The sequence below is a fragment of the Streptomyces sp. ME02-8801-2C genome (assembly GCF_033793965.1).
GTDB lineage: Bacteria > Actinomycetota > Actinomycetes > Streptomycetales > Streptomycetaceae > Streptomyces.
Window position 1 is genome coordinate 816,272 of the sequence record NZ_JARAXP010000003.1, and the last position, 15,733, is coordinate 832,004.

The window sequence follows — 15,733 nt, forward strand, 5'->3', positions numbered from 1 at the left end:
GGGTCGCCCGTCCAACCCAGGACTCGTCCCTCACCCCATGGGTAACAGCCCACGGGTGAGCCGTCTGCGGGTGAATGGAGGGCCTTTGGCGGCGACCCCCGCCCCGCGCGGCGCACCGGACGGCCACGGCGCCGCCGCTGTGCCGCCCGAACTGGTCCAACTGCTGCGGGACGAGCTGGAGTCCGTCGCCGACGAGGTGGAGGAGGAGGTACGCAGACAGGTCCCGGAGTACGCCGCCCGGTCGGCCGACAGAACGGACCGTGCGCACCTCAGGTCGGGGGTCGTGCAGGCGCTCACCCTGTTCGTCGACCACATCGCCGATCCGCGCCACCGGGGCGAGTCGATCACCGCGATCTACCACGAGCTGGGACGCGGTGAGGCCCTGGAGGGCCACAGCCTCGAGACCCTGCAGTCCGCTTTGCGGGTCGGCGGGCTGCACGCCTGGCGGCTGCTGGGCCGCACGACGGAGGAACTGGGGCTGGACTCCTCGGTCATGGCCGCGCTCGGCGAACTGGCGTTCCGGACCGTGCACGAGGTCGCCGAGGCGGCGGCGGCCGGATACGCGGAAGGGCAGCTGCACAGCGCGGACGAGCTGGAACGCCGCCGGGCGCGGCTGCTCGGGCTGCTGCTGGGCGAGGGGCCGGTGTCCCCGGAGGCGGTGCGGGACCTGGCGCACGGCGCCCGGTGGACCGTACCGCCGTACGTCGCGGTGGTCGTCCTCGCGGCCTCGCCGGACCAGCGGGAGGAGGAACGGCCGCCCGCAGCCGCCGGAGCCCTCGTGGACCTGGAGTCCCGGCCGCCGCGGATGGTGGTGCCCGACCCGGACGGTTCGGGATGCTTCGGCGGCCGGGCGTTCCCTCTCTCGCTGCGGGGCCGGCCGGCGGCGATCGGGCCCTCCGTTCCGCTCACCGAGGCCGCCAGATCGCTGCGTTGGGCCACCCGCACCCTGTGGCTGATGGGGCGCGGGATACTCCCCCGGCAGGGGGTGGTGCGCTGCGTCGACCATCTGTCGACCCTGCTGCTGCACAGCGACGAACCCATGCTCGATCTGCTCAGGGCGCGCGTTCTGGCTCCCCTGGACGCGGTCTCGGAGCAGCAGCGCGGCAGGCTCGCGGAGACGTTGCTCGCGTGGCTGCTCAGCGGCAGCAACGTGCCCGATGTCGCCGCCCGCCTCCACGTCCATCCGCAGACGGTCCGCTATCGGCTGCGTCAGCTGGAGAAGGTCTTCGGCGAGGCGGCCCTGCACGACCCGGCCACCCGCCTCGATCTGATCCTGGCACTCACGTCGGCACAAAACGGCGAGGAATTCCTGAATTCCCGTCCATAACACCCGGTGCGGCAACACGAATACGTTCGGGAAGTCCTTTCTCATAGGCGCTTGACGCGCCCCACCCGCAAAGGATCCCCCATGCGTATCCGCTTCTGCCTCGCCGCGTTGACACTCGTCGGCGGGGCCGGACTGACCACCCTCTCGACCCCCGCGGCCACCGCCGCCGCTCCCGCCGCCGCTCCCGCCGCAGCCTGTTCGGACATCGACGTCGTCGCAGCTCGCGGCACCTTCGAACCGGGCTCGCTCGGCGCGATCGTCGGCGATCCGGTGTTCTCCGCGCTCCAGCGGAAACTGACGGGCAAAAGCCTTTCCAGCTACAAGGTGAACTATCCCGCGGACCTTTCCCTCACCTCGGCCGCACAGGGCAATTCGGATCTGGTGAACCACGTCAGGAGCCAGTCGACCGCGTGCCCGAACCAGCGTTTCGTGCTCGTCGGCTATTCGCAGGGCGCGAATGTCGTCGACAACTCCATCGGAATCAGCAGCGCCGGCGCGGTGGTCGGCAGCCCGATCGTGGCCACCATTCCGGCCGCGCTGGAGCGGAAGGTCGCCGCGGTGCTGCTGTTCGGCAACCCGATCCGGGCCATCGGCAAGAGCGTCACCGGCACCTACCAGAGCCGCACCATCGACTTCTGCGCCAAGGGTGACCCCATCTGCGAGAACGGCGGCGGCGACGTCCTGGCCCACCTCGGCTACACCGCGAACGCGGGCGCGGCGGCGGACTTCACGGCCGGCAAGGTCTGAGAAAGGGAAGGGAAAGGGCCCGGGAGAACTCTCCCGGGCCCTTCTTCCATGGGAGGAAGCTGAGGAAGCTACTGGGGATCGCGCGCGAACTCCGTGAGGCTCGTGGAGACGGGCTCCGGGCGGCCGTTGTTCTGTGTGGGCGCCGCCGTCAGGACGTCGAGGTGCTGGTAGCCGTCGGCGATCACGGGATCGAGGTCGGCGGGGACGCGGCCCGCGAGCAGTCCGTCGCCCGCGAGGACGGTGAGCGTCGGGTTGGCGGTGAGCCCTTCCGGGTGCACGACGAGCCGCTTGACCTGCGGGGAGGTGGACAGTTCGAGGTCGGTGACCAGCTTGGTCGGGAAGTACTGCTCGGTGAAGTCGAGGGGCTGCGCGGCGAGGCTGCGGGCCAGCTCCTGGATGTCGGTGACCTCCTTGCCCGCGCCGGTGAACGGCGTCCCGTCCGCCGACCGGTACCCGGGGTCGTCGGGATCGCCCACACGGTCGTAGTTGCGCCAGCCGTAGAGCGTGCCGTGCGGCCGGTCCGGGATGGCCTTGTACGCGGTGCCGAACAGCCCGGGCTGCTGGTCGCCGCCGTTGGCGACGGGGAAGGACTTGTCCACGATCGGCCCGCCGTCGAAGAACCCCACGCTGCTCTGCAGGAAGGCCAGCGGTACGGAGTTGTCGTCGAGGAGCGCGCCGAGCACCGCCTCGTTGGTGAGCCGGAAGTCCTTCACCGCCGGTGAACCCGTGAGGAAGGCGGCGGCGTCCTTGGCGAACAGGAAGCGGTTCGTCGCCTCGATGTTGACGTTGGCCGGCAGATAGGACGGCAGGTCGGCCTCGCCGCCCGGATCCCGTAGCGCGCCGACGCCCGCGATGGCCAGCAGGGTCATCGTCTCGGCGTTGAGCAGGACCGGCGCGGACAGCGAGCGCGGCAGCAGTCCGCTGTCGAGGCCCGCCTGGACGACGCCGTAACCGAGGCCGATGTCGGGCAGGTTGGTGTCGTCCGGGATGCTGCCGCTCAGGTCGGCGAGCGAGGTGGAGACGGTCGTGTCGAGGGCGAAGTAGCCCGCGCACTGGCGGTGTCCGGCGTCGGCGGTGGTGGCGGGGTTGCCGTCGAAGTCGGCGACCGCGAAGTACCCGGTGATCACACCGCCCAGGGAGTGCCCGCCGCACAGCACCTTCCGCTCGCGCAGGCCCTGGTCGGGCAGTTCGGCGGTCAGCAGCGTGTACTGGTCGCGGACGGTCTGCTCGATGCCGAGCCTCGCCATCCACCCGAGTTTGTCGTTGCCTGCGAATCCGGCGAACGTACGGCCCGCGACCTGCTTGCCCCGGTAGTAGTAGTCGACGGCCGTGTGCTGGTCGCCGGAGTCGGTTCCGGTGTGGTCCTCAAGGCAGTTGGAGCGCCGGTCCAGGGCCCAGAACTCGATGTGCCGGCCTTGCGCGGCGGCGCGCGTCACGGTGTTGCGGGCGACGCTGTCGAAGGCCCCGGCGCCTTCCAGGATGCCCGGCTGGGCGACGAGGATCCGGTCGGCGTCGGCCGAGTCGGCGGGTCCGGCCGAGGAGCGGTAGCGCAGGTACGACAGCCAGTCGCACGCGGCCGGCCTGGCCCCGAAGGAGGCCGGCAGCGGTGCCTTCACGCGGACCACCGTCTCGGTCACCCCGGCGGCGGCCGGGTTCGACGACGCCACGGGGGCCTCGGTGCGCACGTTGTCCCCGTGCGCCTCCGGGGCCACCGCGGTGAGCGTTCCGGTGGTGAGCAGCACCGCGAGCGCGGTGCCGCGCAGCCCCTTCAGGGGTGTTCCTCTGCTGCGACTCGTATCCATAGCGGGACCGTAGGACCGCCCGGCCCGTGCGATCGGGCGGTGCTCACAAGAACGCAGCTCCCGTCGGCGCCTTTGTCATCAGGCACCAACGGTTCCTGCCGCCGCTGTTCTCGCCGCCTGCAGCCCGTCGTCCACAGCCGTCGTCTACAGCCCGTCGTTCTTCATGGCGGCGACGATTCGGACGTGGCGGTCGGCCGCCGTGCCGGACCACTCGTTGTCGTAGTTCAGGCCGTAGGGCCAGAAGTGGCCGCCGCCGGTGGAGATTTTGGCGCTCGAGCCGTCGAACTGCCGTACAAGCGCGGTGGCTTGTGCGCCGGTCCAGGTGCCGCTGCCGCCGAGGGAGGACCAGCCCGAGCTGGTGCCGACACCTATGGTGTGGGCGATCTCGTGCAGAGCGGTCCGTTCGCTCATGTAGCTGCGGTTGCTGCCGAAGCGGATGGTGCCGTTGAGGTTGCCGTCGGCGGTGGGGACGCCGGGCTCGTAGCGGACGGTGATGGTCTTGCCGAGATCGCTGAGGTTGTTGTAGCGGGCCACGGCGGCGTTCATGGCGGTGGTGATGAGGTTGTATGCGGACTGCTGGTCCGCCGTGGGGTTGCTCGCGCGCACGAGGGACCAGGTGATGGTGGCCGCCGCCGCCCGTTCCCCGGCGGCCGGGACGGGCTGCGGGGCCGCCTGTGCGATGCCGGGGCCTGCCAGCATCGCGGCTGCCAGGGTGGCCACGACCGCCTTGGCACGCCAGGGCGCTCGCTGCGAGGTCGACTGTGAACTCATGGGGGCTCCTGTGGGGGGATGAGCCGTCGGGTAGGGGACGACGGCGTCCTGAAAGCGCTTTCCCAGGTTGCCCGGAGGCTAGCCACATGTTTCGGACACGTCAATGAACTGCGCAAGTCCTCTCCGCACAACGGAACTTGCGCACCATCTTGACGTGTTCATTTTTGTCATCAAGCATGCCGTCAGCTCGACTCCTTCTGTTCGGTTCTGTTCGCCTCCTCGTCGTGGAAGGGAGTGCCGTGTCCTTTCGGCACCGCCAACGCATCGCCCGGGCCCTGGCCCCAACGGTCCCCCTGGTACTCGGCGCTGGTCTTCTGGTCCCCCAGCCCGCGGCGGGTGCGGAAGCGGCGGCGCAGAGCAGCGTCACCGTGCGGATCGACCCGTCGTACCAGCAGCAGGAGTTCGAGGGCTGGGGCACGAGTCTCGTCTGGTTCGCCAACGCGACGGGCGGCTATCCGGAGCCCGTCCGCAGACGGCTGGTGGACATGCTGTTCGGCAAGGACGGGCTCGATCTCAACATCGCGCGCTACAACATCGGCGGGGGCAACGCCCCTGACGTACGCACCGACTACATGAAGGCCGGCGCGACCATGCCGGGCTTCTGGAAGGCCCCCGTGGGCACCACCCGCAAGGACATGGACTGGTGGGACCCGAACAACCCGGACCACTGGAACTGGGACGCCGACGCGAACCAGCGCTGGTGGGTGGACCAGGTCAAGGACAAGGTGACCACCTGGGAGGCGTTCAGCAACTCACCGCCCTGGTTCCAGACGGTCAGCGGCTATGTCTCCGGCGGCTTCGACGCGAACACCGACCAGATCCGGCCGGACCGGGTCGACGAGTTCGCCGCCTATCTGGTGCGGGTCACCGAGGAGATGGAGAAGCGGCACGGCATCAAGTTCGACACCATCGACCCGCTGAACGAGCCCAACACCAACTACTGGGGTACCCAGTTGGGCGCCAACGGGCAGCCCACGGGCGGCCGTCAGGAAGGCGCGCACGCCGGTCCGGCGCTCCAGCAGAAGGTCGTCCTCGCCCTCGACAAGGCACTCGCCGGGGCGAAGACCCACGCGGCGATCTCCGCGATGGACGAGACCAACCCGAGCATCTTCACCCAGAACTGGAACGCCTACGGCCCCGAGGCCCGGGCCGCCGTCGACCAGCTCAACGTGCACACCTACGGCACCGGTATGCGCACCAGCGCCCGGGACATCGCCAAGGGCGCCGACCGGAAGCTGTGGATGAGCGAGGTCGAGGGCACCTGGGGCACCGGGACCGACTTCACGAGCATGGAACCGGGGCTCGGTATCGCCACCCGGATGGTCGACGACATGCGTGAACTGGAGCCCTCCGCCTGGGTGTTCTGGCAGCCGGTCGAGGACTCGATCCCGCAGGCGGCGGCCGGCAAGAACTGGGGCAGCATCCACGTCCCGTTCAACTGCACGGCGACGGACACCCTGGAGACCTGCCCCGTCAAGGCCAACTCCAAGTTCCACACGATCCGCAACTTCACGCACTACATCCGGCCCGGCGACCACTTCGTGAAGACCGACGACCCGTCCACCGTCGCCGCCGTGAAGGCGTCCGGCCGTGCGGCGACGGCCGTGCACGTGAACAGCGGCACGACCGCCCGTTCCGTGACCCTCGATCTGTCGCGCTTCGGCAGGGTCACGGGGAAGGCCTCGGTCACGCCCGTGGTCACCAGCGCCGACGGCGCCCTCGTCCGGGGCACGCCGGTCCGGGTGACCGACCGGTCGGCGACGCTCACCGTTCCCGCGAAGTCGGTCACGAGCTTCCTCGTCGACGGTGTCAGCGGAGTGGCGAAGGACGCCGCCCTCGTCCAGCCCGGTCACGTCTACCGGCTCCAGGGCACCCAGAGCGGCAAGTCGCTGACCCCCTCGGACGACGGCACCGGCGTCGTCATCCGCACGACCGACACCGCGAACCCCGGACAGCTGTGGTCCGTACGGCAGTTGACGCCCGGCAACGACAACCGTGAACGCTACGCCCTCACCAGCGCCACCACCGGCAAGCAGCTCGCCGTGCGCGACAACGTGGCCGTACTGGAGAACCCGGACCCGGCGGCGGGTGAGCCCGACACCGGCGCCCAGTGGATCCTGTCGACGACCGGCGACGGCACCTGGACGTTCGTCAACGCCGCCACCGGCCGACTGCTCGACGTCACCGGGCAGTCCTCGACGGACGGCACGAAGGTGTCGACGTACACCCCGACCTCGGCGGCGAACCAGCGCTTCGCCGTGGTCGACGAGACCGTGCTGCGCACCGAGCCCGCCGAGGTGTTCACCGTACCGGGTCTGCGGCCCGAGCTGCCGAAGACGGTGACACCGGTGTTCCGGGACGGCGCCCGGGGCGCCCTGCCCGTGGTGTGGGACCTGCCGTCGGACCGGGTCTGGCGCAAGCACGGGACCGTGCGGGTCAGGGGCGAGGCGACCGACGCCCTCGGGCACACGATCCGAGCGAAGGCGGTCGTCACCGTCGACACGATCGCCTCGACCCTGCCCGGCCGGGCCAAGACGTACGTGGGCGGGCACCCGGAGCTGCCCCCGACCGTCGTCGGCGTCGGCGCGCACGGCGGCCGGACCGACCTTCCGGTCACCTGGGACCAGGCTCCCGAGGGGGCGTTCGGCGCGCCGGGGACAGTCACCCTGCACGGCACCGCCCGGATCGTCGGCGGCGGTACGGCCGACGCGACCGTACGCGTCCAGGTCACGGCACCGGTGACGGCGAACATCGCGCCCGACTCGGACGTCTCCGTCGCCGCCACCTTCACCGAGAGCGGCTACTCGGCGGAGAAGCTGCGCAACGGCGACCTGTCGGAGAAGGCGTGGTCCAACTGGAAGCCGGGCAACACCAAGAACGCCTCCGACACCGTCACGTTCACACTGCCGAAGGCCCGCGACCTGAGCAGGGTCGTCGCGCACTTCTACCGCGACGGGTCCAGCGCGTCCTTCCCGGAGAGCCTCAAGGTGCAGGTACGGGCGGCCGGCAGCGACATCTGGACGGACGCGAGCGCACCCGTCCCGGTGGGGACCGAGGGCACGCCGGTGATCGACGTACCGCTGACGGCGGGCCCCGCCGCCGGGGTGCGCGTGGTCATGACGGCACGTCAGGGCGGTTACCTGACCATGAGCGAGATCGAGGTGTACGCCAAGTCCCCTGGTGTCTCCGCCGATTCGGCCGCCGCGTCGATCGAGGTCGCGGGTGTGCCGGTCGCGTCCTTCGACCCCGACACGACGGACTACCGGGTCAGGACCGGCGATCCGGCGCGGGCCGAGGTCACGGTGACGGCTCGTGACCCTTATGCGAAGGTCGCGGTCGAGACGGTCCGCGAGTACGGCAGGACGCTGGCCGTCGTCACGGTGACCAGCGAGGACGGGACGATCGCGACGACGTACCGGGTCACGCTCGTACGCCGCTGAGGCACACCCTCGAGAGCCGGAGGGAGGGGAACCGCTCGGTTCCCCTCCCTCCGGCTCTCCGGCTCTCCGGCTTCAGCGCCTCAGGTTCGCCCGGACCGAGGCGGCGACGACCGCGTCCCGCTCCGCACGGCTGAACAGACCCTGGGACAGCCAGCTGTCGGCGAGGACCCGGACCGCGTCGAGGAAGGCCTGCTGGGTGGCGAAGGGAGCCCGCGCCCAGAGGACGTCGAGGAAGGTCAGGCCGTCGGCGCGGGCACGGTTCGGTACGCCGGAGGTGGCCGTGCCGAACACGACGACGGGCTCGGAGCGCTTGAAGTAGGCGTGGTAGCGGGCCGTGTCAGCGATGTGGAACGGGGCCAGGACCAGGCCGTGCGTGGTGAAGTGCTGCGGGCGCCCCTCGGGTTTGACCGAGGCGGCGAGATCGCCCTGCAGGGTGAAGTCCTTGTAGAAGGAGAAGGTCCGCAGGGTCGTGGCCGTACTCCGGGCGACCAGCAGGACCGGCCCGTGGAACAGGGACTGGACCGTGGGGTCGTCCACGGCCCGTTCGACGCGCAGACGGTAGGGGGCGGAGACGGTGATGCGGTCACCGCGCTGCCAGTTCCTGCTCAGGATGAGGTAACTGCCGGGTACGGCCCCGGCCGGCTGCGCCACCCCGTTCACGGTGACGGTGAAGCCTCCCGTGGCCCAGGACGGCACCCGCAGTCTCAGGTCGAGGGTGCCACCGCCCTCGCGGAACGTCAGGGTGCGCACGCCCTCGGCCGGGAAGTCGCTCGTCTGGTCGATGACGATGCCCCGCTCCGGCCAGCGCAGGGTGGAGGCCAGGTACAGGTTGACGTACAGCGCGTTGCCGTCGGCCGAGCGGAAGTACACCGAGTCCTGGTATTTGGTGTGGTTCTCCATGCCGGTGCCGCCGCAGCAGGTACCGGTGTTGTCGTACTGCCGCACGACTCCCGGTCCCATGCCGACGAAGTAGGTGACCTCCGGACTGGTCGTACTGCGGGCGTCCCGGCGCGAGGCGAGGATGTGGTTGGTCAGGCCCCGTTCGTAGTAGTCCATGTATGCGGGCTCGGGCGTGTGGAAGAAGAGCTGGCGGCTCAGCTTCAGCATGTTGTACGTCGCACACGTCTCGGCGTTGTTGTCGGCCAGCGTCGCCGCGATCGCGTTCCGCGCCCGGAACATCTCGCCCTGCCCCGTGCCGCCCAGACTGTACGTGCGGGGGCCGGCGACCATGCCCCAGAAGTTGCGCGCGGCGGTGGCGTAACGCGCCTCGCCCGTCTGGTCGAACAGCCTTGAGTAGCCGGTGAACTGGGGGATGTGCTGGTTGGCGTGCCGGCCGTCGAGGATGTCCTGGTTGGCGACGCAGGCGTCAACCAGCGCGGTGTTGTCGAAGCAGCGGGCGGCGGCGAGGTGTTCGGCCTTTCCGGTGAGGGCGTGCAGGTCGGCGAGCACCTCGTTCATACCGCCGTACTCTCCGGCGATGTAGATCGACCACATGCGGTCGAGCTGCGCCCGGGGCAGCCGGCTGAGCCTGCTGTGCACCCAGTCGCCCATCTTCGAGGCGATCGTCAGGGCCTGCTGGTTCCCGGTGAGGGTGTGGGCGTCGAGTAGGCCACGCATGATCTTGTGGCAGGTGTAGTAGGGCGCCCAGATGGTGGGGTACGTCGTGTAGCTCTCCAGCAGGATGAACTGCGTCTCCGGGTACGCGGCCAGGAAACCGGGGTGGCTGGGTCTGGGCGATCCGTGGTCTGCCAGCGCCTGTTGGCACTCGCCGAGTGCGGTGACCAGGTAGTCGAGCTTGGTCTTCAGCGCCGCCTCTTTGGTGTCGGCGTACGCCTGCGCCATGAGGCTCAGGAAGTGGCCGCCGAAGTGGCCGCGCAGATTCCCGTCGGCGGTCTCCCAGCCGCCGGGCGGCTGCGCGCCCCGGGTGTCGAGCCCGGCGTTGGCACGGAAGACGGCCAGGATGCGGTCGGCCGGGTAGGACCTGGCGTACTCCAGCATCAGGTCACGCTTGCGGCGGAACACCCCGTCGCCCAGGGTGACTTGGTCCAGGGGGAAGGGCTGCACGGACCAGCTGGACGGGACGGGCGCGGGGAGGGCGGCGTCCGACGAGGGTGACGCGGGGAGGGCGGCGCCCGGGGCAGCGTGGGCCGCCGGGACCGCGTACGCCAGCGGTGTGGCGGCCACGCTTCCGGCGGCGAGCCTCAACAGGTTTCGCCGGGTGGGTGGTTGGGTCATCTCGGGCTCCGATCGTGGGGTTCGGGGTGCCTGATTCGCAGAGTGCGCCTGCCCGCCTACCTTTCCGTCGTCGGCAGCCATACGCGCATCGTCGAAGGGCCGCGGTTCGCCCAGGAGTTGTAGGGGACGAGGACGATTTCCGTGCTCTCGGCGGCGGCTACGGTCGTCCGGTCCAGTGGCAGGTACGGCCATACGGAGTCGCCTGGGCCGTCCTGTCCGGCGAGTTCGCCGGGCGCGACCACGCTGCCGTCCGGCCCGTCCTCCGGCTCGGCGGACGGATCCACCCGTACGGCGTCGACGTCCCGTCCGCCGGGCAGGTCCACGGACTCGGCGCAGTACACCAGCGGGCCGCGCTGGACGGCGGCCGTGCCGCGTACGGCGTCGATGCGCGGGTCCGGGGCGATCCACCGGGGTTTCACGGGGAGTTCGAGGCGTATCTCGTCGCCGGGCCGGAAGAGCCGGGTGATTTCCGCCGTGCCCGGGGGGACCGTACGGCATGTTCCGTCCGGGTCGACCAGGTAGGCGGTGGCGCCGTCCGTCCAGGCGGGGACGCGCAGGGACAAGGTCCAGGGGTGGTCCTGGGGCGAGCGGTCGACGCGTATCGTCACGTTGCCGCCGGACGGGTAGTCGGTGCGGACAGCGAGGGCGACATCGTGGCCGCCGGTCAGGGTCGTGGAGATCTCCGCGTCGGCGTACTGGTGGAGCTGGATGCCGTGGTCGTCGGCGGTGGCCAGGTAGGCGGGGAGCTGGGCCAGGGTGCGGGCCACGTTCGTGGGGCAGCAGGAGACGGCGAACCACGGGGCGCGCAGGCTCGATTCGGCGCGCGGGCTCACCTCGTCGGCGGCGGGCACGGCCCCCCGGTGGCGCCGGTGCAGGGTGTTGGCATAAAAGAAGGACCGGCCGTCCTCGGCCGGGGAGGTGGCGACCACGTTGAACAGGGTCCGCTCGGCGAGGTCGGCGTAGCGCGGGTCTCCGGTGGCCAGCAGGAGCCGCCAGCTGAGCTGGACGGAGGCGACGCCGGCGCAGGTCTCCGAGTAGGCGCGGTCGGGCGGGAGGACGAAGTCGTCGCCGAAGGCCTCGTCGCGATGGTGGGAGCCCATACCGCCGGTCAGATAGGTGCGCCGGGCGACCGCCGCCTCCCACTGGCGTTCGACGGCCGCGAGGAGTTCCTCGTCGTCGGTCTCCACGGCCACGTCGACCGCGCCGGACGCGAGGTAGAGGGCGCGGACGGCGTGGCCGCGCAGCACCGTCGCCTCTCGTACCGGCTGGTCGTCCTGGTGGTAGGCGCGGCCGAACTCGCCGTCGGCGAGGGTACCTTGGCCTCGCCGTTCGATGAACAGGGCGGCCTGCTCGAGGTAGCGTTCCTCGCCGGTCAGCCGGGCCAGTTCCACGAGGGCCGTCTCGATCTCCGCGTGTCCACAGACGCCTTCGAGGCCACCCCGGCCGAAGGTGGCGCAGATGTGGTCGGCGGCGCGCAGGGCGACCTTCGTCAGCTCGCCCTCGCCGCGGGTCCTGGCCTGGGCGATGCCCGCCTGGATCAGGAATCCGTAGCAGTAGAGTTCGTGGCCCCATTCGAGGTCGCTGTAGCGGGGCTGCTGTCCGGGGTTGCCGAAGGCCGTATTCAGATAGCCGTCCGGCTGCTGCGCGGAGGCGACGGCCTCGGTGAGCGCGGCGATGTCCGCGTCGAGCCCGGCGCGGGTGTCCGTGCCCGTCTGCCAGGCCATCGCCTCGAGGAGCTTGTAGATCTCGGAGTCCGCGAACTCCCTTCCGCGCCGGTCCTGTTCGATGCGGCCCCCGGCGACGGCCCGGAAGTTGCCGGTCCAGCCGGTGCGTTCCATCCAGTCGCGGCAGTGATCGAGCGTGGCGGTCGCGTTGACGTGCCGGCGCCGGGCCCAGAAGCCTCCCGTGATCCGCACCTCGTCGAGGCCGAGGGGGCGTAACCGTCCCCGGGTCGGGGCCACGGGCAGCGCGGTCGACGACTCTCGGTTCTCACTCACCCATCGATGCCTTTCATCCGGTCGTCCGGTCATTCGGTCCGTCTTCGTCAGCCTTTCAGCGCGCCCGACATGAAGCCCCGTACGTAGTGCCGTTGCAGCAGCAGGAAGAGGAGGAGGCAGGGCACCGCGAGCACTACGACGCCCGCCTCCGTGGCCCCGTAGTCGACGGCGCCCATGCTCTGCTGGCGCAGGTTCGCCACGGCCAGCGGCAGGGGTGCCTTCTCGCTGTCGGAGATGAGGATCAGCGGGGCGATGAAGTCGTTCCAGGCCGCGAGGAACGCGAACAGACCGACGGTGATCAACCCCGGTCGTACGGCGGGGAGCAGGACCCGGCGCAGGGCGCCGGACGTGCCGCAGCCGTCGACGAGTGCCGACTCCTCCAGTTCGCGCGGGACCGCCTCGAAGGAGATCCGCATCATGAAGGTGGCGAACGGCAGTTGGAACATGGCCAGGACCAGGCTCAGCCCGATGAGCGAGTTCTGGAGGTGCAGCCGGCCGAGCAGCACGTAGAGGGGGATGAGGAGGGTGGCGTACGGGACCATGAGGATGGCCAGGGTGAGCAGGAACAGCAGGTTCTTGCCCGGGAAGTCGAAGCGGGCGAAGGCGTAGCCGCCCAGCAGGGACACCCCGAGGGTCAGGGCGACAGTGAGCGCGGAGACGACGGTGCTGTTGAGGAGGTACTGCCACAGGCCGGCGTCGTAGTCGAGGAGTGTCCGGTAGTTGCCGAGTCCGTGGCCGGACTCCTGTGCGGTGCCGGGTTGTCCGCTGACCGAGGCCCAGGCGTTCCACACCAGGGGGAAGAGGAAGATGACGGCCAGGCCGCCGGCGACGACGTAGTAGGGCGTACGGCCCAGGGCGCGGGTCAGCAACTCGGTCTCCCTTCCGATGACTTACGGGTCGTGACTCGTCGGCTCGTGCCTCGTCGGCTCATGACTCGTCTGCGCGGCGCAGGCCGCGGAACTGGACGGCGTTGAGCAGGAGCAGGACGCCGAGCACGAGCACCGAAAGGGCCGCCGCCGTACCGAGGTTCATCCGCTGGAAGGCCTCCCGGTAGATCAACTGGACGACGGTGACCGTGCTGTTGTCCGGTCCGCCCTTGGTGAGGACGAAGAACTGGTCGAAGGCGAGCAGCGATCCGGTCACGCAGAGCAACAGCGTGAGCGCGATGGACGGGCGCAGCAGCGGCAGCGTGATGGAGCGGAAGATCTGGCCCCGGCTCGCGCCGTCCATCCGGGCCGCCTCGAACACCTCGTGGGGGATGCGCTGGAGGCCCACGAGAAGGATCAGCATGTAGAACCCCGCGAACTTCCAGACGATGAGGAAGACCGTCGAGAGGAGGGCCGAAGTCGGGGTGCCGAGGAAGGACACCGGGTCGTCGACGAGGCCCAGGTTTTCGAGGATGCGGCTGAGGGGGCCGGTGGTGGGGCTGTACAGGCCCCAGAAGAGCAGGGACGCGGAGGCGAGGCCGAGGACGCTGGGCAGGAAGTAGACCGTACGGAAGAAACCGGCCCCCGGGCGGGACTCCTGCACCAGCAGGGCGAGGAGGAGGGCGAGGCCGAGAAGGACGACCGTGACGATCACGGTGTAGAGGAGTGTGAAGCGGACGGCCGGCCAGAAGAGGGTGGTGTCGGTGGCGTCGGTGTAGTTCTCGGGGGCGTTGTAGCCGCGGTCGCCTGCGAGGAGGGGCCAGTCGCTGAGGGACATCTGGCCGACGAGGAGCAGGGGGAGCAGGAAGAAGACGGTGACGAATACTGCGGTGGGGGTGGCGTAGGCGAGGCCCTGTGTTTTGCGGGACGTCCACCATTTTCGCCCCGGAGCGGGCCGGGGGTGGGCCTCGCGCCCCATCGCGCTCCGGTGCGCGGGCGCCGTTCGGTTGGGCGCCTTCACGGGCATGGCTCTCCTCTGCCGTGCGGGTGGGTGGGGGCTGGTCGCGCAGTTCCCCGCGCCCCTGGGGGAAGGACGGGGGCTGCGCCCCTGCCCTCCCCCCAGGAGGGGATCGCGCTCAGTCGGCCAGGGAGGCCGTGACTGCCTCGTTGTCCTTGGCCACGTTCGCGCCGTCGCCGAAGGCCGCGTCTCGCATCAGGGTCAGCCAGGGGCCGTTGGGGTCGTTGAAGGTCTGGCCGAACTTCAGGGCGTACGGGGTACGGCCGTCCGCCACCAACTGGTTGATGGTCACCAGCCTCGGGTCCGCCTTGGAGTACTTGTTGGACGCGAGGTCGGTGCGTGCCACCACGTCCTTGTGGGCGGCGACCACGTCGACCTGTGCCTGGTCGCCCAGGGACCAGGCGAGGAAGTTCCAGGCCTGGTCGGCCGACTTGCTGGTGGCGGAGATGCCGATGGCGTCACCGCCCACGAAGGTGGACTTGCCGCCGTCGGGGCCGGGTATGGGTGCGACGCCCAGGTCCAGGTCCTTGGGCATCAGGCCCAGGGTGGTCGAGGGCATCGGCATGACACCGACCTTCCCCTTCGGGAAGACGCCGGTCCAGGTGGCGCCGGTCTCGTCGCGGGCGCCGGGGGCGACGATGTCGTCCTTGACCCAGCCGCGGTAGGTGTCGTACACCTTCTTGGCCGTGGCGGAGTCCAGGGTCGCCGCTGTGCCGTCCTTGTTCAGGACGTCCTCCCCCGCCGCCCAGATGGACGGCCACCAGGTGAAGACGCCGCAGCCGCCGCAGTTGCCGCCGAAGAAGGTGCCGTCGACTCCGCCGCCGAGCTTGTCCACGGCGCGTGCCTGCTGGTCCCACTCCGCGAGGGTGGCGGGCGGCTTCTCCGGGTCGAGTTTCGCCTGCCGGTAGAGGTCCTTGTTGTAGAAGAGCACCGACAGATCGAGAGTGTGCGGGACGACGTACTTCCGGTCCTCGTACGTGCCCGCCTTGATGTGCGACTGGGCGAGACTGGCGGCGAAGGGCAGGGCGTCGATGCGTTCTGTGAGGTCGGCGAAGAGCCCGCTGGAGGTGTAGTTCGGGACGAACACCACGTCGGAGGCGAAGAGGTCGGGCAGGTCCTTGGAGCCGGCCGCCGCGCCCACCTTGGCCTGGTAGTCGTCGGTGGGGATGACGGTCAGCTCGATCCGGTTCTTGTGGCCGGCGTTGTACGCCTTGACCAGGGCCTCGCTCTGCGGCCGAGTCGCCGCCCGGGTCCACATCGTCAGGGTGGCGCCGTCGTCGGCGCCCGTGGCGCCGGCCTTTCCCCCGCCGCCGCCACCTCCGCTCCCCGAGCCCTCGTCCCCGGAGCCGCAGGCCGTGACCAGGCTCGCGGCGGCGAGAAGCGCGACAGCGCCGGTGGTGAATCTGCTCAGCCGTCCGCGTCCACGTCCACGTCCGTGTCCACGTGGTCCGGTCGTGCTCCCCATCAGGGCCTAGCCAGGGGACGCCCCGCTTTGGCGGGGTGGGGAATGGCTTCTGAGTCCTGCTCTGA

Annotated in this window: 10 protein-coding genes; 3 read left to right on the plus strand and 7 right to left on the minus strand. The window is 70.3% G+C overall.

The genetic code is table 11. The features are described from left to right. Nucleotides 1-37 precede the first annotated feature (37 nt). Nucleotides 38-1,327 carry a PucR family transcriptional regulator gene (locus tag PV396_RS12595; RefSeq protein WP_416071383.1) on the plus strand — a complete coding sequence of 430 codons (1,290 nt, stop codon included), beginning with the start codon at nt 38-40 and terminating at the stop codon, nt 1,325-1,327. Between the two features lie 81 nt (nt 1,328-1,408). Then, nucleotides 1,409-2,074: a cutinase family protein gene (locus PV396_RS12600; RefSeq protein ID WP_319203721.1), complete on the plus strand. Its 666-nt coding sequence runs from the start codon at nt 1,409-1,411 to the stop codon at nt 2,072-2,074. Between the two features lie 68 nt (nt 2,075-2,142). Here PV396_RS12600 and PV396_RS12605 read toward each other — a convergent pair whose 3' ends face one another. Together PV396_RS12605 and PV396_RS12610 are read right to left on the minus strand one after the other, a co-directional pair. After that, a complete protein-coding gene (locus PV396_RS12605; RefSeq protein ID WP_319203723.1) occupies nt 2,143-3,876 on the minus strand; it encodes a hypothetical protein in 1,734 nt (577 codons plus the stop codon). 144 nt (nt 3,877-4,020) lie between these two features. Next, on the minus strand, nt 4,021-4,647 hold the full coding sequence (locus PV396_RS12610) for a hypothetical protein (protein WP_319203725.1): 627 nt from the start codon (nt 4,645-4,647) through the stop codon (nt 4,021-4,023). 239 nt (nt 4,648-4,886) lie between these two features. On the opposite strand from PV396_RS12610, the gene PV396_RS12615 reads away from it, so the two are divergent. Beyond that, nucleotides 4,887-8,087, plus strand: coding sequence for a glycoside hydrolase (locus tag PV396_RS12615; protein WP_319203727.1), 3,201 nt, complete (start codon nt 4,887-4,889; stop codon nt 8,085-8,087). A 72-nt stretch (nt 8,088-8,159) separates the two neighbouring features. Here the strand turns inward: PV396_RS12615 and PV396_RS12620 are convergent, their stop codons facing one another. From PV396_RS12620 to PV396_RS12640, 5 genes are all read right to left on the minus strand, one after another. Then, entirely contained in the window at nt 8,160-10,322 is a 2,163-nt protein-coding gene (locus PV396_RS12620; protein ID WP_319203729.1) for a beta-L-arabinofuranosidase domain-containing protein, read from the minus strand. Nucleotides 10,323-10,378: 56 nt separating this feature from the next. Next, a complete protein-coding gene (locus PV396_RS12625) occupies nt 10,379-12,352 on the minus strand; it encodes a glycoside hydrolase family 127 protein (protein ID WP_416071384.1) in 1,974 nt (657 codons plus the stop codon). Nucleotides 12,353-12,366: 14 nt separating this feature from the next. Continuing rightward, nucleotides 12,367-13,188, minus strand: a complete 822-nt coding sequence (locus tag PV396_RS12630) for a carbohydrate ABC transporter permease (protein WP_319203734.1) — start codon at nt 13,186-13,188, stop codon at nt 12,367-12,369. Between the two features lie 58 nt (nt 13,189-13,246). Next, nucleotides 13,247-14,212, minus strand: coding sequence for a sugar ABC transporter permease (locus PV396_RS12635; protein ID WP_319203736.1), 966 nt, complete (start codon nt 14,210-14,212; stop codon nt 13,247-13,249). A 109-nt stretch (nt 14,213-14,321) separates the two neighbouring features. Next, nucleotides 14,322-15,668 carry a sugar ABC transporter substrate-binding protein gene (locus PV396_RS12640; protein ID WP_319203738.1) on the minus strand — a complete coding sequence of 449 codons (1,347 nt, stop codon included), beginning with the start codon at nt 15,666-15,668 and terminating at the stop codon, nt 14,322-14,324. Nucleotides 15,669-15,733 lie beyond the last annotated feature (65 nt).